The sequence below is a fragment of the Streptomyces sp. NPDC031100 genome (assembly GCF_055570785.1).
On the sequence record NZ_JBVIGN010000028.1, the window covers coordinates 1 to 23,767 of the forward strand.

The window sequence follows — 23,767 nt, forward strand, 5'->3', positions numbered from 1 at the left end:
GGTGTTTCCGACTCTATCAGATCTTTTCTCGATCCGATTTCCTCGGTGCTTTCCAGGTTTCCGCTCTCGCGGTTTCCTTTCCGGCGGTTCCGACTTTATCAGAAGTTCTGAGCCGGTCTGGCCGGCCACTCATTTCTGAGTAGTAAGTCGGAGGTTGCTTCTCGGTAGCGCCGTAGCGACTCTCGGGAAGCAGAGTAGATTCTAAACGATCAGTCCCGAACCTGTCCAGTTCCGGGCAACTCATAGAATCTACCTCCCCACCCCACCCGTGTCAACGGGTTTCGTGGGCGAAGAGGAGACTAGCAGGTCACAGGCCCCGGACGCACATCAGGCGGCCGTTGGGGTGGTCGCGCTGCGTTCGGCCGCTTCGAGGTCGCCCGTCTCGCCGGCGCGTGCCGCGCGGCCGCCGAGGACGTAGACGTACGCCAGGAATGCCGCCTCGGCCACGACCCCGATGCCGATACGGGCCCAGGTGGGCAGGCCGGACGGGGTGACGAAGCCTTCGATGGCGCCGGAGACGAACAGGACCAGCGCAAGGCCGATGGCCATGCCCACGGCGGCCCGGCCCTCCTCCGCGAGAGCGGCACGACGGCTGCGGGGGCCGGGGTCGATGACGGTCCACCCGAGCCGGAGTCCGGTGCCTGCGGCTACGAAGACAGCGGTCAGTTCGAGCAGGCCGTGCGGGAGGATCAGGCCGAGGAAGGTGTCGAGGCGGCCTGCCGAGGACATCAGGCCGAAGCCGACGCCCAGGTTGAGCATGTTCTCGAAGAGGATCCAGAGCACGGGCAGGCCCAGGAAGACGCCCAGCACCAGGCACATCGCGGCGGCCTGGGCGTTGTTCGTCCACACCTGGGCGGCGAAGGAGGCCGCCGGGTGGCTCGAGTAGTAGGTTTCGTACTCGCCGCCGGGTCGGGTCAGATCGCGCAGCTGGCTGGGGGCCGCAATGGTCGACTGCACCTCTGGGTGGGTGCCTATCCACCAGCCCAGGAGGATCGCGACGGCGGTGGAGACGAGCGCGGTGGGCACCCACCAGTGGCGCGCGCGATAGACCGCGGCGGGGAAGCCCTGTCCCAGGAAGCGCGAGACATCGCGCCATGACGCGCGACGGGTACCTGTGACGGCGCTACGCGCGCGTGCCACGAGGTGGCTGAGCCGGCCCGTCAGCTGCGGGTCGGGGGCGCTGGACTGGATCAGGGAGAGGTGGGTTGCGGTGCGCTGGTAGAGGGCGACGAGTTCGTCGGCCTCGGCGCCATTGAGGCGGCGCTGACGGCGGAGCAGGGCGTCGAGGCGGTCCCATTCGGCACGGTGCGCGGAGACGAAGACGTCCAGGTCCATCGGGTCTGCCTGCTCCTCGGCTGGTCGTCCACGGCTCGTCGTGGATGCTCGTTATGGCTGTCAGGTTGTCGTACTGCGGCGCGATGCGCCCTCAGCTTGGCAGACTTGCGCTGCACGGGGCAGACCAGGGGAAGGACGGCGGGCGTGAGTGAGCTGGTGACCGGCGAGGCGGTGGCGCTCGAACTGCGGCCGGCGAAGCTGCCGAGCAGGGCGTTGTCGGTGTTGCTCGACCTGGTCGTGTACGGGCTCGTGTACATCGGCGTGAGCTTCGCGCTGGTCGCGTCGACCTCGTCGTTGGACGAGGCCGCTCAGATCGCGCTGTCGATCGCGAGCTTCCTGTTGGTGCTGGTCGGCGGGCCGATCGCGGTGGAGACGCTCAGTCATGGGCGCTCGCTCGGGAAGCTGGCGTTCGGGCTGCGTGTGGTGCGGGACGACGGCGGACCCATCCGGTTCCGGCACGCGCTGGTGCGGGGCGCGATCGGCGTGGTCGAGATCCTGCTGACCTTCGGGGTCGTGGCCTCCATCGCCTCGCTGGTGTCGGCGCGAGGACGCCGGCTGGGGGACGTCTTCGCGGGCACCCTGGTCGTACGCGAGCGGATTCCCGTCGGACGGGCCGGCCTGGTGCCTCCGCCTCCGCCATGGCTCGCGGGACGGTTCGCCGAACTCGATCTGTCGGCCGTACCGGACGGGCTGTGGCTTGCCGTCCGGCAGTACCTGACACGGACGCAGCAGCTCGATCCGCAGGTGTCCGCGGACATGGCGCAGCGGTTGGCCACCGACCTCGCAGCTCGTACGGGAGCTCAGGTACCGCAGGGCGTGCCCCCGGCCGCCTTCCTGGCGGCGGTGGTCCATGAACGGCAGGCGCGCGAGGCCCGGCAGGCGTTCGGGGGCCCAGGTCCGATTGCGCCGTGGGGCGCTCCGTCGGGCTTCACACCCGGCGTGCCCGGTGGCGCCGTGCCTGGTGGCTACCCTCTGCCGGTTCAGCAGACGCCTATGCCGCAGGCGCCCGTGGCGAACGCCTACCAGCCACCGGCTCCCGTTGCTCAGCCCGTGTCGCCTCAACGGGATGAGCGGCCGTCCGACCGCCCGTCCACCGGTTCCGGCTCCACTGGATTCGCGCCGCCGGCGTAGCGAATCACGTCGCGCCGTCGTCGGCGCCGGATCGCTCGGATCAGTCGAATCTCGACGGCGGTGACTGGAGCTCCTCCAGCTCGATGCCAGGCGCGGCCAGGACCACGTCGCCGGCGATGTGCACGGTGTGCTGCTCGCCCGTGTCCAGGGCTGTGACCTGGTATTCGTCCACGATCAGTGGGGCGTTGTCAGTGGGGTGTGCTTCGCTGTTCACCAAGGCCCAGGACTGGTCCAGGGTGCGTGGGGCGAGGACCGGGTCCGTGAAGGCCAGGAGGCGTACGCGGGTCGCGGCCGAAGAGGGGGTGAGGCGCAGCAGACGGGCGGTGGCGATAAGGAACGCGGGGGACGTGCCGGTGAAGGCGTGGGCGCGCACATTGCCTTCGGTGGCATGAGTGCCGGTGGGGTCGGTACGGACCCACGTGACGCCGTCGAGGGCGGCACCGCGCACCTGCCAGCCTCCGGCGTGCAGCTCGAGGCGGATGGGGCGGCCGAGGTCGTCGAGGGCGAGGTCGACCGAGCCGCAGTGATCGCCCGCTGGATTGGTCAGCTGGGAGACGTAGCGCCAGCCGGACGGGCCGGGGGCGCACTGGAAGTGTTCTTCTGCGAGGGGGGTGTGATCGTGCGGATCGTAGAGCGAATAGCGGCCGCGGGGCATGGGGGTCCTGGGTCTTGACGGGCTGGTCCGGCCAAGGTTCCAAAGGGGCAGGCCCCCGGCACGGGGGTGCGGGGGCCTGCCTCGGAGGATCTGCGGACCTGCGGACTCAGTAGCGGTAGTGGTCCGACTTGTACGGGCCCTCGACGTCCACGCCGATGTACGCGGCCTGCTCGGGGCGCAGCTTGGTGAGCTTCACACCGAGCGCGTCCAGGTGCAGGCGGGCGACCTTCTCGTCGAGGTGCTTGGGCAGCGTGTAGACGCCGGTCGGGTACTCGTCGGGCTTGGTGAACAGCTCGATCTGGGCCAGGGTCTGGTCCGCGAAGGAGTTGGACATCACGAACGACGGGTGACCGGTGGCGTTGCCCAGGTTCAGCAGGCGGCCCTCGGACAGCAGGATGATCTTCTTGCCGTCCTGGAAGGTCCAGGTGTGGACCTGCGGCTTGACCTCGTCCTTGACGATGCCGGGAACCTTGGCGAGGCCCGCCATGTCGATCTCGTTGTCGAAGTGGCCGATGTTGCCGACGATCGCCTGGTGCTTCATCTTCGCCATGTCCGACGCAAGGATGATGTCCTTGTTGCCGGTCGTGGTGATGAAGATGTCGGCGGTCTCGACGACCTCGTCCAGGGTCGTGACCTGGTAGCCGTCCATCGCCGCCTGCAGAGCGCAGATCGGGTCGATCTCGGTGATGATCACGCGGGCGCCCTGGCCGCGCAGCGACTCGGCGCAGCCCTTGCCCACGTCGCCGTAGCCGCAGATGACGGCGGTCTTGCCGCCGATCAGGGTGTCCGTGGCGCGGTTGATGCCGTCGACCAGGGAGTGGCGGCAGCCGTACTTGTTGTCGAACTTGGACTTGGTGACGGCGTCGTTGACGTTGATCGCCGGGAAGAGGAGGACGCCGTCGCGCTGCATCTCGTACAGGCGGTGGACACCGGTCGTGGTCTCCTCGGTGACACCACGGATCTCGGAGGCCAGCTGGGTCCACTTCTGGGGGTTCTCGCCCAGGGTGCGGTGGAGCAGCTGGAGGATGACGCGGTGCTCGTCGGACTCGGCGGTCTCCAGGGCGGGGACCTTGCCGTCCTTCTCGTACTCGACGCCCTTGTGGACGAGGAGGGTGGCGTCACCGCCGTCGTCCAGGATCATGTTCGGGCCGCCGGTGGGGCTGTCCGGCCAGGTCAGCGCCTGCTCGGTGCACCACCAGTACTCCTCCAGGGTCTCGCCCTTCCAGGCGAAGACCGGGATGCCCTGCGGGTTGTCGGGCGTGCCGTTCGGGCCGACGGCAATGGCGGCGGCCGCGTGGTCCTGGGTGGAGAAGATGTTGCAGGAGGCCCAGCGGACCTGGGCGCCGAGGGCGACCAGGGTCTCGATGAGGACGGCGGTCTGCACGGTCATGTGCAGGGAGCCGGTGACACGGGCGCCGGCGAGGGGCTGGGCCTCGGCGTACTCCTTGCGGATCGCCATCAGGCCCGGCATCTCGTGCTCGGCGAGGGTGATCTCCTTGCGGCCGAACTCGGCCAGGGAGAGGTCGGCGACCTTGAAGTCCTGTCGGTTGTCGACAGTCGTCATTACGAGCTGCTCCTCGGAATCGGGTCGAGGTGGGTACGGCTGGTCTGCGCGGCGGCGGACACAGGGGTGCCCGAGGAAAGGACACAGGCATGCCCGCGTGCGCGCAGCGCAGTCCGTCGGAGGCCCTCTCTCCCTCGGTCGGTCCGCAGTGGGACCGCCCGACCGCCATCAGCAGCGACGTCTGGCTCCGTCCCAAGCTACACCGGAGGGCCCCGCCGTCCCCAGTCCGCCTCAGGACGGTTCTGGTCATCCCTCAGGCGTTCACGGGAGGGGCGTGGGGGTTCGCAGGGGGTGGGTGGATGGCCGGAGAGCGTGGGTCAGGAGGCTACAGACCAGCATGAACAGGGACTTTCGCACCTTTGAGCCGGGGGCGGGGTGTTGCAGGATGCAGGGAGATCGGGAGTTCCGATCGATCTCGCGAGGCGTCCGGGAAGGCGCCTCGTGTGACGAAGGCGTTAGGAGATCGACGTGACCAGTCCGGCCGGCCCTCCCCCCACGGGCGGTGGTGACGAGCAGCGGCGGATCAGGGCGGCATGCTGGTCCCCACCGGGATCGAGCCGGGGAGCGGTGCCCTCGCGGTACGGCGGCGAAGGGCGGCGACGGTGCCGTCGGCGCCTTGGTCCGTACAGCAGGTCTGACGACTGCCGTGCCCAAAGGCGACGGGGCCTGCCCGGCCATGGGCGGGCCCCGTCGCCGTAGCGGAACTCAGTGACCGGCAGGCTGCGGGGTCGGGCCGCCCGGGGTCGCCTCCGGGTCGGGGCCCTTGGCTGCCTCGGCCTCGCTGTAGATGTCCGGCTCCAGGTAGATGACGCGGGCGATGGGGACGGCGGCGCGGATGCGGGCCTCGGCGGCGTTGATGGCGTTCGCGACCTCGGCGGCCGTGTCGTCGTGCTGGACGGCGATCTTGGCGGCGACGAGCAGCTCCTCGGGGCCGAGGTGGAGCGTGCGCATGTGGATGACGCCGGTGACCGTGTCGCCGTCGACGATCGCGGCCTCGATCTCCTTGACCTCCTCGATGCCCGCGGCCTCGCCGAGCAGCAGCGACTTGGTCTCGGCGGCCAGGACCAGGGCGATCAGGACGAGCAGGATGCCGATGCAGACGGTGCCGATGCCGTCCCAGATGCCGTCGCCGGTGAGCAGGGCCAGGCCCACGCCGCCGAGGGCGAGGATCAGACCGATGAGCGCGCCGAAGTCCTCCAGCAGGACCACCGGCAGCTCGGGCGCCTTGGCTCGGCGGATGAACTGCGACCAGGAGAGCTTGCCGCGCAGCTCGTTCGACTCCTTGATGGCCGTACGGAACGAGAAGCCCTCGGCGATGATCGCGAAGACGAGGACGCCCACCGGCCAGTACCAGTGCTCGATCTCGTGCGGGTGCAGGATCTTCTCGTAGCCCTCGTAGATGGCGAACATGCCGCCGACGGAGAACAGGACGATCGAGACGAGGAAGGCGTAGATGTACCGCTCGCGGCCGTAGCCGAAGGGATGCTGCGGGGTCGCCTCGCGCTGGGCCTTCTTGCCGCCGATCAGCAGCAGGAACTGGTTGCCCGAGTCGGCGAGCGAGTGGACGCCCTCGGCGAGCATCGAGGAGGAGCCGCTGAACGCGAACGCCACGAACTTCGATGCCGCGATCGCGAGGTTGGCGCCGAGTGCCGCCACGATCGCCTTGGTACCGCCTGACGCGCTCATGTGTCCGCGTGTCCCTTCGCCCTCGTACGTCTACGCCGTCCAGGCGTGTGCCGGTCTTTGCCCGTGCTTTGCCGGTGGGCCATTCTTGCAGCCCGGCCGGGCAGCGGCGCGTCAGGTATCCACAGCCCCGGTCATACGATCACAGTGGCGCGGAAGACCGTGCCCGTGCCGGACACCTCGGCCTTCTCACCCGCGGGGACGAAGACCGACTGGCCGGGGGCGAGTTCGAGTTCGCCCGCCCGAACGGAACCGGCCGTGCAGAGCAGGATCTGCGGGGTGTCCCGGGTGAGGTCGTGGGCAGTCCCGCCCTCGGGGAGGACGTACCGGGAGAGCCGGAACTCGTCGATCGGCGTCTCGTAGACCTCCTCGCCGTCCGGGGAGGCCTCGGGGCGCAGCACGCCCGCGTCGCCGGCCTCGAAGCGGACGACGCGCAGGAGTTCGGGGACGTCGACGTGCTTGGGGGTCAGGCCGCAGCGCAGGACGTTGTCGGAGGTGGCCATGATCTCGACGCCGAGGCCGCTGAGGTAGGCGTGCGGGATGCCGGCGCCGAGGAACAGGGCCTCGCCGGGCTGGAGACGGACGTGGTTGAGGAGCATGGCCGCGATGACGCCGGGGTCGCCCGGGTAGTGGTGGGCCAGGTCGGCGTACGGGGCGTACTCGCCACCGAGGCGGGTGCAGGCGGCGGTGGCCTCGGCGACCGTGCGGGCCATCTCCTCGGGGTCGGCGGCGAGGACGGCCGTGAGGACCTCGCGCAGGGCGGCGTCCTCGGGGTGGGCGTGCAGCAGGTCGACGTACGGCTTGAGGGAGTCGACGCCGAGCCCGTCGAGGAGGTCGGCGGTCTGGACGGGGTCGCGGAAGCCGCACAGGCCGTCGAACTCCGTGAGCGCGCAGATCATTTCGGGCTTGTGGTTGGCGTCCTTGTAGTTGCGGTGCGGGGCGTCGATGGGGACGCCGCGCCGCTCCTCGTCGGCATAACCCTCCTTGGCCTGCTCCAGGTTGGGGTGCACCTGGAGGGAGAGGGGCGCGCCGGCGGCGAGGACCTTCAGGAGGAACGGCAGCTGCGGGCCGAACTTCGCGACCGACCCGGCGCCCAGTTCGCGCTCCGGGTCGGCTGCGATGACCTCGACGAGCGTCCCACGCGCGGTGCGCGAGGGAGCACCCGGGTGCGCGCCCATCCACATCTCCGCCTGCGGTTCGCCGGTCGGCTCGACGCCGAGCAGGTGCGGGATGGCGGTGGCGGAACCCCAGGCGTAGGGGCGGACGGTGTTGTCGAGGCGGTCCATGTGGCTTCTCTGTCTCCGTACGTACGCTGCTCGGCCGGCGCCGTCGCCGGTTTCGTGCCGCTGGCGGGCGCGGGTCGGTCGACCCTGAGCAAGGTCAGGCCCTGGAAGCGAGCGCCAGGTAAACGGCGGCGAAATCCGTGATGGCGATCAGTTCTGCGAGCGTCTCCAGGTCCCCGCCCTCTTCCGGTTCGAGTTCGCTGATCGGCGTGTCGTGGCCGAGGGCCAGGTCACGGGCTGCGGGGGCGGCGGTGAAGCCGCCGATCGGGCGGTCTCGGAGCAGCACCACGCGCGCGTGCATCGCGGGCGTCTCCTCCACGCGGTCCCGGAAGAAGTCGTCGGGGTCGGCGCTGGCCGCGAGCGGGCCGGCCAGCAGGGCGCTGTGCACGGCGAGCGCCTCGGGGAGTTCGGCGACCAGGGCCGGGCGGCCGGCCAGTTCGGCGAGGGCGGCGGCGAACCGGCGGCCCGCGGGCCCGGCCGCGCTGCCTTCCGTCCATACGACGGGCAGCGCGTCGGCGAGCTCGGCGGCGAGGGTCTTGGCCGGGTTGCTGTAGGTCGCGATGGCCGGGCCGCAGCGCTCGGCGATGTGGTCCAGGCGGTCGGCGATCTTCTCCAGGTCCTCCGGCGGGGCGGTGAGCAGGCCGATGCGGTCCAGGAGCGCCAGCAGTGGGGTGAGCAGGGCCCAGAAAACGCCCGAGGAGGACGCGGCGAGGGGTTCTTCCTGGTCGTACGGCGTCGTCGCCATCGGTACGAACAGCCCGTGCGCACCGGCCATCGCCTCGGCGAGCGGGGTGCGGGCCGGGGCCACGGCGACGACCGAGCAGCCGCGGCGGTAGGCCTGCTCGGCGAGCAGGGTGAGGCTGGGTTCGGTGCCGTCCGGGGTGGCGATCAGCAGCAGGTCGACGGAGCCGGCCCAACCCGGGAGTTCCCAGCGCAGGGCGCCCGCGGCCGGGGCGACGCCCGTGGGGGCCAATCGGGTGACGGGGCTGCCGGGGCCGGCGAGGCTGCTGATGAAGTCGGCCGTGTGGGTGGCGGCCGCTCCCGGGCCGGCGATCAGGACGGCGCGGGGGCGGCCGTCGGGCTTGAGGTCTCCGACGCCGGCCTCGGTGGCGTGCCGGGCGGCGGTGCGGACGCGGGCGCCGGCCTCCGCCGCGCCGCGGAGGAGGCCTCGGCGGTCGGCCTCGGTGAGGCCCTCCGGGGCGTCTAGCAGCGATTCGTCGAGCATGGTCGGCAGCCTCCGATCGCCGGGGGTCCTGTGCGGGGGTTCTAGCGCGGGGTGGGCGCCTCGTCGTGACGCGGCGGCGGCCCGGTTACGCGGGGCGGCGGGCCTCGTCGACCAGCAGGACCGGGATGCCGTCACGGACGGGGTATGCCAGGCCGCAGTCCTGGCCGGTGCAGATCAGCTCGGTGTCCTGCTCCTTGAGGGGCGCGTGGCAGGCCGGGCAGGCGAGGATCTCCAGGAGGCCGGCTTCGAGCGGCATGGGGTGTCCCTTCGGGGGCGGGTACGTCTTTTTCTGGATGTGCCTGGTCAGCGTACCGCTGGGCGTTGACTGATGGGCTCGGTTGGCTCCAGTGCCGCCCAGGGGGCTCCACCCCTTGGCCCGCGTTTGCCGACCCGCCCGTCTCGGTCGACTGAGAGGCAAGGTCCCGGCGACACGGCACGAGCGGCGGGGAAAGGAGGGGCGGGCCGGGGGCATGCACGAGCCCGGCCCGGCTCCGGCGCAGGAAAAGCGGCTTCTCAGGCTCGGATGATCGCCAGTGCCTCGTCGCGGATCTTGGTCATCGTCGCCTCGTCCTTCGCCTCCGCGTTCAGGCGGAGCAGCGGCTCCGTGTTGGACGGGCGGACGTTGAACCACCAGTCGGCGGCGGAGACCGTGAGGCCGTCGAGGTCGTCGAGGGTGATGCCGGGGCGGCCCTCGTAGGCGGTGCGGATCGCGGCGAGGCGGGCGGCCTGGTCGGCGACCGTGGAGTTGATCTCGCCGGAGCCCGCGTAACGGTCGTACTGGGCCACGAGGGCGGACAGGGGGCCGTCCTGGCCGCCGAGGGCCGCGAGGACGTGCAGGGCCGCCAGCATGCCCGTGTCGGCGTTCCAGAAGTCCTTGAAGTAGTAGTGGGCGGAGTGCTCGCCGCCGAAGATCGCGCCGGCGCGGGCCATCTCGGCCTTGATGAAGGAGTGGCCGACGCGGGTGCGGACCGGGGTGCCGCCGTTCTCCTTCACCACCTCCGGGACGGTGCGGGACGTGATCAGGTTGTGGATGACCGTGCCCTTGCCGCCGTTGCGGGCCAGCTCGCGTGCGGCGACCAGCGCGGTGATCGCCGACGGGGAGACCGGGTCGCCGTTCTCGTCCACGACGAAGCAGCGGTCGGCGTCGCCGTCGAAGGCGATGCCCAGGTCGGCGTCCTCTGCCGGGACCCGCTTCTGCAGGTCCACGATGTTGGCCGGGTCGAGCGGGTTGGCCTCGTGGTTCGGGAAGGTGCCGTCCAGTTCGAAGTACATCGGCACGACGGTCAGGGGCAGGCCGGCGAAGACCGTGGGGACCGTGTGGCCGCCCATGCCGTTGCCGGCGTCGACCACGACCTTCAGGGGGCGGATGGAGGCCAGGTCGACGAGGGAGCGCAGGTGCGCCGCGTAATCCTCCAACGTCTCGCGCGAGCTGAGGGTTCCCGGCTCGGCGGCCGGCTCCGGGGCGCCCGACTCCAGCCAGCGCTCGACCAGTTCGCGGATCTGGGCGAGGCCCGTGTCCTGGCCGACGGGGGCAGCGCCCGCGCGGCACATCTTGATGCCGTTGTACTGCGCCGGGTTGTGGGAGGCCGTGAACATCGCGCCCGGGAGGTTCAGCGCACCCGAGGCGTAGTACAGCTGGTCCGTGGAGCACAGGCCGATCTCGGTGACGTCCACCCCGCGGTCCGTGGCGCCGCGCGCGAAGGCGCGGGACAGGGCGGGGGACGAGGGGCGCATGTCGTGGCCGACGACGATCGCCGCCGCACCCGTCACCTCGGCGAAGGCGGCACCGAAGAGGCCGGCCAGCGACTCGTCCCACTGGTCCGGAACCACTCCGCGTACGTCGTACGCCTTCACGATCTGCGACAGATCAGCAGCCACGGCCAACCCTCCTGAAAGTCCTATGGGTGCCCACAAACTACCCGTCGGGGGTAAGGGTGCGGTGTGCGGACACCGGGTGGACTCCCAGCCGTAACCCGGGACGCGAGGTGGCGCGGGGTGACGGGAACTGGTGAGCGAGGGCTCAGTTGTCCGGGGAACGCAGGACGCGCAGGTGGCCGCGGCGGGCGACCTCCATGGGGTCCGCGGTGCGCCCTCCGCCGCCGGCCTCGGCCGCCCGCTCCTGGGGGCGGGCCGCCTCGCGAACGGCGTTGGCAAGCGCTTCCAGATCGTCCCCGCTGGGGCGGGCGGGAGCGGAGCCGTCGAGGAGGCGGACGACCTCCCAGCCGCGGGGGGCGGTGAGGCGCTCGGAGTGCTCGGCGCACAGGTCGTAGCAGTGGGGTTCGGCGTAGGTGGCGAGCGGGCCGAGGACTGCGGTCGAGTCGGCGTAGACGTACGTCAGCGTCGCGACGGCGGGTCGGCCGCAGGCGGTTCGCGAACAGCGACGTACAGGGCTCACGACGTTGGACGGTACCGCACTCTTGAGCGGGCCGCGACGACTCTCCCCCAGGTCACTCCACCGTGTCGTGCTGTGAGACGCCCCACACGCCTTTCCGAACAGGCCCTGTTGACCTGCGGGTACGGGTGGGCGCGAGGTCTGGGGCGGGACTGCGTCCGGTCATGAGTAGGTACAAACAATGTCAATTGCCTTGAGTTCGCCGGTCTTGGAGGGTTACGGAAACGAGCCAGACCTTGGCTGGAATGGTCATCCTGTGACATGCGGTGGTGGTGACCGGTTGCCGCGTGGGGCCGGGCGGGCAGAGCGTGCGGGGACTACGCTTCACCAGTGATGGACAACCGTGTACCGCCCCGTGCCGCCGGCCCCGGGCCCCGTCGCCGTGATCGTCATGGACGGGGCATGCGGGGGCCGATCGCGCCGCCGCAGGTGCCGCTCGCGGCCAGCCGCGCCGATCTGTTCGCGGACCTGGTGCAGGACTCCGTGGAGCGGCTTGAGCGGCGGTGGCCGCAGTTGGCCGACGTCGACTTCCTGGTGCTCGAGGTGCCTCGGCTGGACGGGCGGGGTGCGGAGGCGTGGGGCGACGAGGCGGTGCCGCTGGGCGGGATCATTCCTGCGCGCGACGGGCGGCGGGCTCGGGTCGTGGTGTACCGGCGTCCGGTGGAGATTCGGACCAAGGGGCGGGACGAGCGGGCTGCGCTGGTGCACGAGGTGGTCGTGGAGCAGGTGGCCGAGTTGCTGGGGCTGACTCCGGAGACTGTGGATCCTCGGTACGGGGAGGACTAGGCCGCGGATGATCCGTTGCCCGGTGCTGTGGCTGGGCGGGGGTGGGGTTCGGTTGCCTGCGCCGGCGGGGTGCCTCCCCCGCTCTCGGCTTCGCTCGAGCGGGGGCCCCAATCCCGCGGGACGGCCCCGCTTCCGGGCTACCTCTGGAGTACCGACAAGTCCTCGTCCGCCTCGGGTACCAACACCAGGCCTCGGTCGTTCGGGAGGGTTTGGACGGTGAAGCCCGGGATGCCCGACTCGGTGGCTGCGAGGGTGCGGGAGGCGTAGAGGGGGCCGCCGGAGACGGTCTCCACCGTGAGGGCGTAGGTGCCCTTCAGGCCGGAGGGGACGAGGCCGGAGATGTCCTGGGTGGTGCCGGACTTGATCGTGTAGGTCTTGGTCACCGGGGTGCCGCCCTCGCTGCCCGCCGATGCCGTGACCTTGGCCGTGGTGGTGGCCGTGGGGGCGGTCAGGGAGAGGGTCGTGGTCTTGCCGCTGTTGTCGGCCGAGGTCGCGCGCGTGCCGACGGGGGCCGTGGCGGGGATGAACGCCGTCTCCTGCTTGGCCCCCTTGCCCCGGACCACCCGCAGTGCCGCCACGACCGGGACCGACTGGTCGGTGGGGGTCAGGATGAGGGAGCCCGCCTCGCCCCGGGTGACGTCGCCGAGGTCGGCCACGGTGGTCATGCCGGACTTCACGTGCAGGGTCTCGTGACCGGCCGGGGTGATCGGGCCGCCCGGGGAGGCCAGGCGGATCTTCAGGTCCGCGTCGGCGTCGCCGGGCGTGAACGCGATCAGGCGGACGTCGGTGGCGTCCTTCGGGATGCCGGGCAGGACCAGGCTGCCGGCCGGGTCGGCGGCCGGGGCCAGCCAGTCGCCGCCCGCCTTGTCGTCCAGCGCCTGTACGGCCGCGCCGACCCGCCCGCTGCGCACGCTGACGTGCACGGTCAGGTCGGTCTGCCGCTCGGCGGTGAGGGTGGACAGCAGGATGGGCTTGCTGGTGTGCGGCGGGATCGTGAAGCCGTCCGGGACCGTGGACTTGATCGTGCCGTCCTTGCCGTACAGCTCGATGTCGACGACCGCGGCGGAGTCGTCCGGGTTGGTGACGTGCACGTAGTCGGTGCGGTCCGCGGACGTGCTGGCGCCCGGGAACCAGAACTCGGTGTCGGGGGCGGTGCAGTTGACGCCCTGGAGGCCGCGGCCGGTGCCCGCGGCGACCTCGGTGGTCTCCTGGACGGTCCAGCCCGGCGCGAACTTCCCGTCGGCGGTGCCGACCAGCGCGGGCGTGTCGGCGCCGGAGGTGTCGCCGGTGTCCGGTTTGCCCGGCTCCTTCGGGGTGAGGACGGGCTTGTCGGCCTTCTTCTTGGTGTGCTTCCCCTTCGTACTGTCGCTCGTGTCGTCGCCCGACTGCTCGGTGGCCGCCTGGAGTTCGGCCTTGCCGTCGCCCGCCGTGCCCTTGGTGACGGGGGTGAACGACGTGTAGGCCGTGTCGGCGATGTCGGACAGGCTCGGCGCGGGGCACACCAGGCTGGTGCGCTCCACGGGCAGCTCGGCGGCGGCCTTGGCGGTGCTCGCGCCGGAGGCGGACGGCGAGTCGAGCGCGGCGAAGGCGGTGACGGCGGCCAGCGCGGTCGTGCCGGCGATCAGGGACAGGGTCGTGCGGTTCACTGCTGGCTCCCGTCGGGGCGCTCACTGCCGGTGCCGTAGGGATGCTGGGCCGGGTCGTAGCCCTGCTGGTACGCCGTCGGGTCGTACGGCATCTGCTCGGCCGTACCGCCGTAGGCGTAGGGGTCGTACTGGCCGGTCTGGTACGCGTCGGGCTGGTACGCCTGCTGGTCGTAGCCGCCTGCCGGGTACTGCCCGGCGCCCTGGTACGGGTCGGCGCTGTAGCCGTCGTACTCGGCGCTCTGGTAGGACGCGGCGTCCCAGTCGGCGTACTGCTGCTGGTGCGGCACGGCGGCCGGGGTCTCCTGCGGGAGCGCGGGCTCCCCGGGCTGGTCCTGGTCGGCGGGCTCCTCGGCCTGGGCGCGCAGGCGGCGGGCGCGGCGGCCCTGGCCGGCGCTGGCCTGGGCGGGCAGCGGCTGCTCCTCGGGGAGGTCGTCGTCGATGTCGCGGCGACGGCCCGGCAGGGCGAGGACGACGAGAACGACGGCAAGCGCCCCCTGGGCCCACAGCCAGGCGGTGTGGGTGATCGGGGCGTCGTAGGTGACGTCCAGCCGGCCGCCGGTAGAGGGCAGTTGGAAGCCCTGGGCCCAGCCGTCGACCGTGGTGCGGGTGAGCGGCTTGCCGTCCAGGGTGGCCGTCCAGCCGTCGGCGGCGGCGTCGGCCAGGCGCAGGACGCGACCGCCCGAGCCGGAGGGCACGGTGGTGTGGATCTCGACCGGTCCGGCGGCGACGGACCGGGCGGTGCCGGAGCCGCCCGCGGGCACGATCGTGGCGCGGGAGACCTGCTGGTCGACGCGCCACAGGGCGCTGCCGTCCTGCTGGCTGAGCCGGGTCAGGCCGGGTGTGGCGTCCAGGACGCGGGTGACCTCGCGGGGTGCGCCCTTGTGGACGAGGACGTAGCGCACCGCGAAGCCGCCGAGCTGGCCGGCCTGGTCGGCGCCGGAGCCGGCGACGAGGTTGGCGACGACCTTGTCGAACTTGGCGTTCTCGCCGTCGGCGGCGGCGAGTTCGGCGTCTCCCATGCGGGCGCCGGAGCCACGCACGAGGGTGTAGCGCACGCGTGCGGTGGAGTCGCTGTCGAGGATCAGGGTGCGGGCCTGGTCGCGGGTGGTGGCGTCCTCGGCGACGAACGCGGGGACCTGCACCGGGTCGCGGCGCTCCAGCGGGCCGTCGGCGCCGCGGATCATCCAGCCGGCGGCGACGAGCAGCGGGCCCGCCGCCGAGGCGAAGGCGATGAGGGCGGCGACCGGCTGGCGCCAGCCGAAGCTCTGCTCGGCCACACGTGCGCGTGCCCCGTCGGCGCCGAGGGCGGCGGCGGCCAGCAGGGCGATGCCGTAGACGAGGGTGGCCGGGCCGGCCCAGGTGGAGTGATTGGACAGGACGGCGAAGACGAGGCCGATCAGGGCGATCGCCCATGCGGTCCGGATGCCCGTCCGGCGTTCGGAGCGCAGGAGCGCGGCCAGGGCGGCGAGGACGATGCCGATGAGCATCAGGCCGTCGACGGTGCCGGGGCCGCCCGGGCTCGCGCCGAGCAGGTCGAGTGCGGAGGCGCTGGAGGAGCCGTACTCCAGGCCCGTCTCCTTGAAGAAGCCGGTCGGCAGGAGGGTGAGCGACCAGGGGGCGAGGACCAGCAGCGGGGTGCCGAGCTGGGCGAGGAAGCGCAGGCTGCCCGCGACGAGGTCGCTGCGGCGCAGGACCAGCACGCCGAGTCCCAGGATCAGGGCGATGGGCCAGACGATCGGCGTGAACGCGGTGGTGATGGTCAGCAGCAGTGCGTACGCCCAGGTGGCGCGCCAGCTGCCGCGTGCGCCGGAGGCTCTGGCGAGGCCGCTCGCGGCGACGCCCGCGCGCGCGATGAGGGGCAGCAGGACGGCGAGGACGGCGGTGCCGATGCGGCCGCCCGCCAGGGCGCCGGTGGCGGCGGGCAGGAAGGCGTAGGCGATGGACGCCCAGGCGCGCAGCAGGCGGGAGGTGACGAGGGGCCGGGAGGCGAAGTAGGCGGTGAACCCGGCCAGCGGCACCGAGCAGACCAGCAGGACGGTGACCGCGAGTCCGGTTGAGCCGAACAGGATCGAGGCGAGGGTCGCGACGACGGCCAGGTAGGGCGGTGCGGGCGGGGTGCCGCCAGCGCCCACCGGGTGCCAGACGTCCGCGAAGCGGGACCAGAGGTCGCCGGCGTCGGGCGGGGCGGGCAGCAGGGCGCCGCCCGCGAGCGCGCCGCTGCCGAGCAGGGCGCGGCAGGCGACGAGCGAGACCAGCAGCAGGGCCAGGAAGAGCACCGGGCCGGGCTTGCGGGCGATGCGCTTGAGCCGGGCGAACTGCTCGATCTCCAGGTACTCGGCGTCGTCGCCGCCGGGCCCGGACTCCACGGCGCCGCCGTGCCGGCCGGCCGAGGAGGTGTCGTCGGAGCCGCCGGAGAAGTTGCCCGCGATCTGTTCCACGGTGGCGCGGACGGTCGCGCCGGGCGGCGGGAAGAGCTGGCGCAGCTCGCCCTTGTCGATCTGCGAGGGTCCGCGGCGGCGCCGTCCGGCGAGGATCCGTTCGGGGCGCAGCAGGGTGCCGAGCAGGCCTCGGATCTCGTCGACGGCCTGGCCCGGGACCTTGCCGACCAGATAGGCGACCGTCCTCAGGACGGTGCCGACGACGAGCCGCAGCAGGATCCAGGGCAGCACGGCGGCGCGGGTGTTGACGAGGAGGGTGTAGACGGCGCCGGCCTTGTCGACCTTGTGCGGGGAGGCGGCCGTGCGGCCGACGCAGTCGACGGTGCGGCGCTCGCGGGAGGCCGCCTCGGCGTGCCGTACGACCGCCTCGGGGGCGACGAGGACGCGGTGGCCGGCCGTGTGGGCGCGCCAGCACAGGTCGACGTCGTCCCGCATCAGGGGCAGCCGGCGGTCGAATCCGCCGAGCTGTTCGAAGACGTCCCGGCGGATGAGCATGCCTGCGGTGGAGACGGACAGCACGGTGCGGACGTGGTCGTGCTGGCCCTGGTCCTGTTCACGGCGGTCGAGGCCGGTCCAGCGGCGGCCGGAGTTGGCGATGGAGACGCCGACCTCCAGCAGTTGCCTGCGGTCGTACCAGCCGAGCAGCTTGGGGCCGACGACCGCGACGTCGTCGCGGCCCAGTTCGAGTTCGTTGTCGACGACCCGGAGCAGCTGGGCGAGGGCGTCGGGTTCGGGGGCACAGTCGTCGTGCAGCAGCCACAGCCAGTGGACGGGCTCGCCGTGCGGCAGTTCGGGCAGGTCGTAGGCGTCGTCGCGCCAGCTGCGCGTGACGGGGTCCCAGCCGCTGGGGCGCTTCAGATACGGCAGCTCGTCCGGGGTGAGGACGGGGGCGATGCGGTTCGCCTCGTCGACGGCCTGGCCGAAGCCGGTGCGCCGGGCGAGGTGCAGCACCCGGTCGTCGCCGAGGGCCTCGGTGACCAGCTGGGCGGAGTCGTCCGCGCTGCCGGTGTCGGCCGCCACCGCGTACTGGACGGGGCGCTCCTGGCCGAGCAGCCCGGTGAGCGCGTCGGGCAGCCAGCGGGCGCCGTCGTGGGAGACGAGCACCGCGGTCACCACATGACGCGGGAACTCAGGAGTGGCAGCCGGGTCTTGGGCTGCCGTATGGCTGTGCACGGACATCGAGGTACGGGCCCCGGTTCGATGGACTGCGGTGGACGCCTGTGCCCCGAGGGGACAGCGGGGCGTCTCGGACGAGCGACCACACTATCGGCTGCCCATGACGACGGCCCGCCGCCTGTGGATAACCCACCCGCGACGGGCCGTTCGTGGGGTTTGTGTGGAGATGTGCGCTCAGACGGCGGCCTTCTTCAGCCGACGGCGCTCCCGCTCGGACAGGCCGCCCCAGATGCCGAAGCGCTCGTCGTTGGCGAGGGCGTATTCGAGGCACTCGGAGCGGACCTCGCAGGCGAGGCAGACCTTCTTCGCCTCTCTGGTGGAGCCGCCCTTCTCGGGGAAGAACGACTCGGGGTCGGTCTGGGCGCACAGCGCGCGCTCCTGCCAGCCGAGTTCCTCGTCCGCGTCGTCGACCAGCAGTTGCTGCACCAGCTCGGTCATGTGCGCCCCTCGTCTGTCTTTCGCGTCCCCGTGCCGCAGCCGTTACCGATTTCGGCTGAACGACACGAGTGAAATTACAAGTGTGCTGCTCCGGGCGAGTCAAGCCGAGATCTGCTATTGGGCCCGTTATTCACTCTGCGGAACCAAGGCCGTGCGGAAAGTGTTCAAATCGGCATAAACCTTGACGTGCAGCTGAGGCCGGAGGGGCGGGACCCCGTACGGACCTCTGTACGAAGAAGGACGCCCCCGCGTTCGATCGCGTTCCGTGAGGCCTGAGCTCTCGGATGTGCGCCATGTGTCCCCGGTGTCGAGTGAACAAACCTTTCGCCTGACAGGTGAACCGGATGAGGTGAAACCTGTCCCACATTCCGGGCGCCGAGTTGACAGTGCGGGTGTGAACCGATGTCCTTGTGGGCATGCTCGCGAACTTGGCACTCACCTCGACCCGCACCGCCGGGTCCCTCGGTGCTGCCCCGGTTCGCTGTAGCTGTTGTTGCTGTTGCAGCTGTTGAGCCGACGCGCTCCGGCTGTCGCCGAGTCTCCTGACTCGGCCGTTCCCTCCTTCGCAGAGCCCCGGTCCAGGGCACCCCACTCTTCCGCCGAGGAATCACAGCATCCCTATGAACAGCGACAACGACCTCCAGATCGCCGGCGACATCCTCGAAGTCCCGCACCTGCTCCAGCCGCCGCGCGAGCACCCGGCCACCGTCGCCGAGTTCGTGGGCCTCGCCCGCGCCGTCGCCGCCGACCGCTCCCAGTGGGCGCACCTCGTCCGCTACGACGCCACCACCCGCTGGTACCACCGGCTGCGCACCGGCCCCGGCTACGAGGTGTGGCTGCTGTCCTGGGTGCCGGGACAGGGCAGCGGGCGGCACGACCACGGCCGCTCCTCCGGTGTCCTCACCGTCCTGGAGGGCACGCTGACCGAGCACACCGAGCGCGGCACGCGCGCGTTGGCCGCCGGCGCGCAGCGGGTGTTCGCGCCGGGGTACGTGCACGAGGTGGTGAACGACGCGCTGGAGCCGGCGGTGACCCTGCACGTCTACTACCCAGGCCTGACCGAGATGCCGATGCACACGGCCCAGCACTGCGAGGCACGCACCGAGCCGCGTGCGGTGACTGCCTGAAACCCGACCCGTGCGCGTCCGGCGACTGCCTGACGCGTTGTCGTACCCGCCTGCCAGACTTGCCCCATGCGCATTGTGGTTCTGGCAGGCGGCATCGGCGGTGCCCGTTTCCTGCGCGGTCTGAAGCGGGCCGTGCCGGACGCGGACATCACGGTCATCGGCAACACCGGCGACGACATCCACCTCTTCGGGCTGAAGGTCTGCCCGGACCTCGACACGGTGATGTACACGCTGGGCGGCGGCATCAACGAGGAGCAGGGCTGGGGACGGACCGACGAGACCTTCCGCCTCAAGGAGGAGCTGGCGGCCTACGGCGTCGGCCCGGAGTGGTTCGGGCTCGGCGACCGGGACTTCGCCACCCACATCGTGCGGACGCAGATGCTGGGCGCCGGCTATCCGCTGAGCGCGGTCACCGAGGCGCTGTGCGACCGCTGGCAGCCGGGCGTGCGGCTGATCCCGATGACCGACGACCGGGTGGAGACGCACGTGGCCGTCGAGCTGGACGGCGAACGCAAGGCCGTCCACTTCCAGGAGTACTGGGTACGGCTGCGCGCCTCGGTCCCCGCCGAGGCGGTCGTGCCGGTCGGCGCCGAGCAGGCCAAGCCGGCGCCGGGTGTCCTTGAGGCGATCGCCGAGGCGGACGTCATCCTCTTCCCGCCGTCCAACCCGATCGTGTCCATCGGCACGATCCTCGCCGTGCCCGGCATCCGGGAGGCGATCGCGGAGGCGGGCGTGCCGGTGGTGGGCCTCTCCCCCATCGTCGGGGACGCGCCGGTGCGCGGGATGGCCGACAAGGTGCTCGCCGCGGTCGGCGTGGAGGCCACGGCCGCGGCGGTCGCCGAGCACTACGGCTCCGGGCTGCTGGACGGCTGGCTGGTCGACACCGTGGACGCGGGCGCGGTCGAGCGGATCGAGGCGGACGGGATCCGCTGCCGGGCCGTACCGCTGATGATGACCGACGTGGACGCGACCGCGCAGATGGCCCGGGAGGCGCTGGCGCTGGCCGAGGAGGTGCGCGGAGCGTGAGCGAGGACCGCGCGGAGTACCGGGTCTGGGCCCTGTCCGGCATCCCCGAGGTGCAGGCGGGCGACGACCTGGCCAAGCTGATCGCCACGGCCGAGCCCGGCCTGGCCGACGGGGATGTGCTGCTCGTCACCTCCAAGATCGTGTCCAAGGCCGAGGGACGGATCCTCCAGGCGGCCGACCGGGAGGCCGCGATCGACTCCGAGACGGTGCGGGTGGTGGCCCGGCGCGGCACCCTGCGCATCGTCGAGAACCGGCAGGGCCTGGTCATGGCGGCCGCCGGGGTCGACGCCTCCAACACCCGTGCCGGAACGGTGCTGTTGCTGCCCGAGGACCCGGACGCCTCCGCGCGCGCGATCCGCGACGGGCTGCGCGACACCCTCGGCGTCCATGTCGGTGTCGTCGTCACCGACACCTTCGGGCGCCCCTGGCGCTCGGGACTCACGGACGTGGCGATCGGCGCCGCCGGGGTGCACGTGCTGGACGATCTGCGCGGGGGCACGGACGCGTACGGCAATCCGCTCAGCGCCACCGTCGTCGCCACGGCGGACGAACTGGCCGCCGCCGGCGACCTGGTCAAGGGCAAGGCGACGGGGCGGCCGGTCGCCGTGGTGCGGGGGCTCGGCCATGCCGTGGCCGAGGAGCACGGCGAGGGAGCGCGGGCGCTGGTGCGTACCGCGCGGGACGACATGTTCCGGCTCGGCACGTCCGAGGCCGTGCGCGAGGCCGTGACCCAGCGCCGTACCGTACGGGCCTTCACCGACACCCCCGTGGACCCCGGCGCGGTCCGGCGTGCGGTGGCCGCAGCGGTGACCGCGCCCGCGCCGCACCACACGACGCCCTGGCGGTTCGTGCTGCTGGAGTCGGAGGAGTCGCGGGTACGGCTGCTCGACGCGATGCGTGAGGCGTGGATCGCGGACCTGCGCCGGGACGGCAAGAGCGAGGAGTCCATCGCCAAGCGGGTCCGGCGCGGGGACGTGCTGCGGGGCGCGCCGTATCTGGTCGTGCCCTGCCTGGTCATGGACGGCTCGCACACCTACGGGGACGCCCGGCGGGACGGCGCCGAGCGGGAGATGTTCGTGGTCGCGGCGGGCGCGGGCGTGCAGAACTTCCTGGTCGCGCTGGCCGGGGAGCGGCTGGGGTCGGCCTGGGTGTCGTCGACGATGTTCTGCCGGGACGTGGTGCGCGAGGTGCTGGGGCTGCCGGCGGAGTGGGATCCGATGGGGGCGGTGGCCATCGGGACCCCGGCGGAGGAGCCGAGACCGCGGCCCGAGCGGGATGCGGGGGCGTTCATCGAGGTGCGGTGAGAGTCCCGTACGGCCGTGCGCTCTCGCCTAGTCTCATAGGACAGCAAAGGCTCCGCAGCAGCGCCCCCCCACCCGGACTCATAGGACGCATAGGACTCGATCGTGGCTGGACGTTTCGCTCCGCGCCCCACCCGTACGACCGTGCGCGGCGGGGAGGTCGCCGTGCCCGCCGGGGTGCCGCGACAGAGTACGGCGGCACGGGTGCGGAGCTGGGTGCCGGACGGTCCGCTCGACCTCGGGCTGGTGCTGGGGCCGCTGCGGCGCGGGCCCGCCGATCCGACGTTCCGGACGACACGGGACGGGTCCGTGTGGCGGACCAGCCGGACGCCCGCCGGGCCGGGGACGCTGCGGGTGTACGTCCGCGGCGGTGAGGTGCGCGGGGAGGCGTGGGGGCCGGGTGCCGAGTGGCTGCTGGAGCAGTTGCCGCAGTTGCTCGGTGCGGCTGATGATCCGGACGCGTTCGTGCCGCGGCACCGGGTGGTGGCGCTGGCGCGGCATCGGCGGCCGGGGCTGCGGTTGACGCGGACCGGGCTGGTGCTGGAGTCGTTGATTCCGTCGGTGCTGGAGCAGAAGGTCACGACCGATGAGGCGTATCGGGCGTGGCGGTTGCTGGTGCGGAGGTTCGGGGAGCGGGCGCCCGGGCCTGCGGGGGTGAGCGAGCGGCCGATGTGGGTGATGCCCGCGCCTCGGAGCTGGGCGCTGATTCCCTCCTGGGAGTGGCATCGGGCGGGGGTCGACGACAAACGGGCCTCGACGATTCTGCGGGCCGTGCGGGTTGCTGCGCGGCTGGAGCAGGCGGTGGCGATGTCTGCGGGGGAGGCTCAGGCGCGGTTGGAGGTCGTGCCCGGGGTGGGGCCGTGGACGTCGGCGGAGGTCGTGCAGCGCAGTCATGGGGCGGCGGATGCGGTGACCGTCGGCGATCTGCATCTGCCCGGAATCGTGGGGTGGGCGCTGGCCGGGAATCGGCATGCGGACGACGCGGAGATGCTGCGCTTGCTTGAGCCGTACGCCGGGCAGCGGCATCGGGCGGCTCGGTTGATCCTGCTCAGCGGGAACGTGCCTGCGCGCAGGGCGCCGAAGATGCCTCGGGTGGACATCGGTCTGCTGTAGGGCGCCCTGTGCTGCGGCCGGGGTGGGTTTCGCTCGCCCGCACTGGCGGGGTGCCTCCCCCACTCTCGGCTTCGCTCGAGCGGGGGGACCCCATCGCCCACCCGTGCCGCCCCAAGCGGCACGACTGCCCGCAGCTACGCGGGTTGTACGGCAGCCGCTGCTGGGTGGCCGCCGCCCCAGCGGCACGACTGCCCGCAGCGGCGGTGCGATGTGAGTACGGACGCTGCAGCTCCCCAAGGGGCGCGGGGAACTGCGCGATCAGCCCCCGCGCGCCCGCAGGCAAGAGGCGGCCCATGGGGGTTCGGGGGCGCAGCCCCCGTGGCGGTGCCCCCTGCCGACCGCGCCCTTACTGGTCGGAAGAGAAGCGGAGCGCGCCCGCTGGGATGCGGGCGTCGCACCACACCCGTGCGCCGTCCCTGAGTTCGTTGTCGGGACCGACCACCGCGCCGTCGCCGATGACCGTGCCGGTGAGGATGGAGCGTTCGCCCACGCGGGCCCGGGTGCCGATGAGGGAGTCGGTGATGACGGCGCCGGGTTCGATGACGGCGCCGGGCAGGATCGTCGAGCCGAAGACCCGCGCGCCCTCCGCGACGAACGCGCCCTCGCCGACCACCGTGCCGCCCGTCAGTTTCGCGTCCGGGGCCACCGTGGCCGTGGGAAGGATCAGGCGGTCGCCGCAGCGGCCGGGGACCGCGGGCGAGGGGGCCCGGCCGAGGACCAGGTCCGCCGAGCCGCGGACGAAGGCCGCGGGGGTGCCGAGGTCCAGCCAGTACGTGGAGTCGACCATGCCCTGGAGGTGTGCCCCGGCGGACAGGAGGTCCGGGAAGGTCTCGCGTTCGACCGAGACCGGGCGGCCCGCCGGGATGGTGTCGATGACCGAGCGGCGGAAGACGTACGCCCCCGCGTTGATCTGATCGGTGACGATCTCCTCCGGTGTCTGCGGCTTCTCCAGGAAGGCGAGCACGCGGCCGGTGTCGTCGGTGGGGACCAGGCCGTAGGCGCGCGGGTCGGTCACCTTGGTGAGATGCAGGGAGACGTCCGCGCCCGTCGACTCGTGGGTGGCCACGAGCCGCCGGATGTCCAGGCCCGTCAGAATGTCGCCGTTGAAGATCAGTACCGGGTCGTCGGGACCGGAGTGCAGGCGCGAGGCCACGTTGCGGATCGCGCCGCCCGTGCCGAGAGGCTCCTCCTCGGTGACGTACTCGATGTGCAGGCCGAGAGAGGCACCGTCGCCGAAGTAGGGCTCGAAGACCTCGGCGAGGTAGCTCGTCGCGAGGACGATGTGCTCCACGCCCGCCGCTCTCGCGCGCGCCAACTGGTGCGTGAGGAACGGCACCCCGGCCGCCCGGACCATGGGCTTCGGCGTGTGCACCGTGAGCGGACGCAGCCGGGTGCCTTTGCCGCCGACCAGGAGGATCGCTTCTGTCACCTGTCGTCTCTGCTTCCTG

General features: G+C 72.0%; 19 protein-coding genes. 6 read left to right on the top strand and 13 right to left on the bottom strand.

Going from position 1 to position 23,767, the window contains the following annotated elements; translation table 11 throughout:
• Window positions 1-327: 327 nt before the first annotated feature.
• The gene (locus ACZ5DS_RS42205; RefSeq protein ID WP_468249737.1) at window positions 328-1,335 is read right to left on the bottom strand and encodes a stage II sporulation protein M; all 1,008 of its coding nucleotides are present in this window, start codon (window positions 1,333-1,335) and stop codon (window positions 328-330) included.
• Window positions 1,336-1,479: 144 nt separating this feature from the next.
• On the opposite strand from ACZ5DS_RS42205, the gene ACZ5DS_RS42210 reads away from it, so the two are divergent.
• On the top strand, window positions 1,480-2,466 hold the full coding sequence (locus ACZ5DS_RS42210; RefSeq protein ID WP_468249739.1) for an RDD family protein: 987 nt from the start codon (window positions 1,480-1,482) through the stop codon (window positions 2,464-2,466).
• A gap of 40 nt (window positions 2,467-2,506) precedes the next feature.
• On the opposite strand, the gene ACZ5DS_RS42215 is transcribed toward ACZ5DS_RS42210, so the two are convergent.
• The 8 genes from ACZ5DS_RS42215 to ACZ5DS_RS42250 all read right to left on the bottom strand — a co-directional run bounded on the left by ACZ5DS_RS42215 (window position 2,507) and on the right by ACZ5DS_RS42250 (window position 11,271).
• Window positions 2,507-3,121 carry a hypothetical protein gene (locus ACZ5DS_RS42215; RefSeq protein ID WP_468249742.1) on the bottom strand — a complete coding sequence of 205 codons (615 nt, stop codon included), beginning with the start codon at window positions 3,119-3,121 and terminating at the stop codon, window positions 2,507-2,509.
• Window positions 3,122-3,227: 106 nt separating this feature from the next.
• A complete protein-coding gene (gene ahcY, locus ACZ5DS_RS42220) occupies window positions 3,228-4,685 on the bottom strand; it encodes an adenosylhomocysteinase (RefSeq protein ID WP_468249744.1) in 1,458 nt (485 codons plus the stop codon).
• A 705-nt stretch (window positions 4,686-5,390) separates the two neighbouring features.
• A complete protein-coding gene (locus ACZ5DS_RS42225) occupies window positions 5,391-6,371 on the bottom strand; it encodes a cation diffusion facilitator family transporter (RefSeq protein ID WP_468249747.1) in 981 nt (326 codons plus the stop codon).
• Window positions 6,372-6,502: 131 nt separating this feature from the next.
• The gene (gene manA, locus ACZ5DS_RS42230; protein ID WP_468249749.1) at window positions 6,503-7,654 is read right to left on the bottom strand and encodes a mannose-6-phosphate isomerase, class I; all 1,152 of its coding nucleotides are present in this window, start codon (window positions 7,652-7,654) and stop codon (window positions 6,503-6,505) included.
• Between the two features lie 94 nt (window positions 7,655-7,748).
• Entirely contained in the window at window positions 7,749-8,876 is a 1,128-nt protein-coding gene (locus tag ACZ5DS_RS42235) for an SIS domain-containing protein (protein ID WP_468249752.1), read from the bottom strand.
• 85 nt (window positions 8,877-8,961) lie between these two features.
• On the bottom strand, window positions 8,962-9,132 hold the full coding sequence (locus ACZ5DS_RS42240; protein ID WP_007382472.1) for a Trm112 family protein: 171 nt from the start codon (window positions 9,130-9,132) through the stop codon (window positions 8,962-8,964).
• Window positions 9,133-9,389: 257 nt separating this feature from the next.
• Window positions 9,390-10,754, bottom strand: coding sequence for a phosphomannomutase/phosphoglucomutase (locus ACZ5DS_RS42245; protein WP_468249754.1), 1,365 nt, complete (start codon window positions 10,752-10,754; stop codon window positions 9,390-9,392).
• 142 nt (window positions 10,755-10,896) lie between these two features.
• Entirely contained in the window at window positions 10,897-11,271 is a 375-nt protein-coding gene (locus ACZ5DS_RS42250; protein WP_468249757.1) for a DUF3499 domain-containing protein, read from the bottom strand.
• A 330-nt stretch (window positions 11,272-11,601) separates the two neighbouring features.
• On the opposite strand from ACZ5DS_RS42250, the gene ACZ5DS_RS42255 reads away from it, so the two are divergent.
• Window positions 11,602-12,054, top strand: a complete 453-nt coding sequence (locus tag ACZ5DS_RS42255) for a metallopeptidase family protein (RefSeq protein WP_468249784.1) — start codon at window positions 11,602-11,604, stop codon at window positions 12,052-12,054.
• Between the two features lie 137 nt (window positions 12,055-12,191).
• On the opposite strand, the gene ACZ5DS_RS42260 is transcribed toward ACZ5DS_RS42255, so the two are convergent.
• From ACZ5DS_RS42260 to ACZ5DS_RS42270, 3 genes are all read right to left on the bottom strand, one after another.
• A complete protein-coding gene (locus tag ACZ5DS_RS42260; protein ID WP_468249759.1) occupies window positions 12,192-13,700 on the bottom strand; it encodes a DUF5719 family protein in 1,509 nt (502 codons plus the stop codon).
• Window positions 13,697-17,317, bottom strand: coding sequence for a glycosyltransferase family 2 protein (locus ACZ5DS_RS42265; protein WP_468249761.1), 3,621 nt, complete (start codon window positions 17,315-17,317; stop codon window positions 13,697-13,699). Before ACZ5DS_RS42265 ends, ACZ5DS_RS42260 begins: the two co-directional genes overlap by 4 nt.
• A gap of 171 nt (window positions 17,318-17,488) precedes the next feature.
• Window positions 17,489-17,752, bottom strand: a complete 264-nt coding sequence (locus ACZ5DS_RS42270; protein WP_003975777.1) for a WhiB family transcriptional regulator — start codon at window positions 17,750-17,752, stop codon at window positions 17,489-17,491.
• A gap of 620 nt (window positions 17,753-18,372) precedes the next feature.
• Between ACZ5DS_RS42270 and ACZ5DS_RS42275 the strand changes: the two genes are divergently transcribed.
• The 4 genes from ACZ5DS_RS42275 (at window position 18,373) to ACZ5DS_RS42290 (ending at window position 22,319) form a co-directional block, all read left to right on the top strand.
• Window positions 18,373-18,879, top strand: a complete 507-nt coding sequence (locus ACZ5DS_RS42275; RefSeq protein WP_468249764.1) for a cysteine dioxygenase — start codon at window positions 18,373-18,375, stop codon at window positions 18,877-18,879.
• A 66-nt stretch (window positions 18,880-18,945) separates the two neighbouring features.
• A complete protein-coding gene (gene cofD / locus ACZ5DS_RS42280) occupies window positions 18,946-19,905 on the top strand; it encodes a 2-phospho-L-lactate transferase (protein WP_468249766.1) in 960 nt (319 codons plus the stop codon).
• Window positions 19,902-21,209, top strand: a complete 1,308-nt coding sequence (locus ACZ5DS_RS42285) for a coenzyme F420-0:L-glutamate ligase (protein WP_468249768.1) — start codon at window positions 19,902-19,904, stop codon at window positions 21,207-21,209. The genes cofD and ACZ5DS_RS42285 overlap by 4 nt, the downstream gene beginning before the upstream one ends.
• 102 nt (window positions 21,210-21,311) lie before the next feature.
• Window positions 21,312-22,319, top strand: coding sequence for a DNA-3-methyladenine glycosylase family protein (locus tag ACZ5DS_RS42290; RefSeq protein ID WP_468249770.1), 1,008 nt, complete (start codon window positions 21,312-21,314; stop codon window positions 22,317-22,319).
• A gap of 346 nt (window positions 22,320-22,665) precedes the next feature.
• Here the strand turns inward: ACZ5DS_RS42290 and manB are convergent, their stop codons facing one another.
• Window positions 22,666-23,748 (bottom strand): mannose-1-phosphate guanylyltransferase, encoded by a 1,083-nt coding sequence (manB, locus tag ACZ5DS_RS42295; protein WP_468249771.1) that lies wholly within the window; start codon window positions 23,746-23,748, stop codon window positions 22,666-22,668.
• Window positions 23,749-23,767 lie beyond the last annotated feature (19 nt).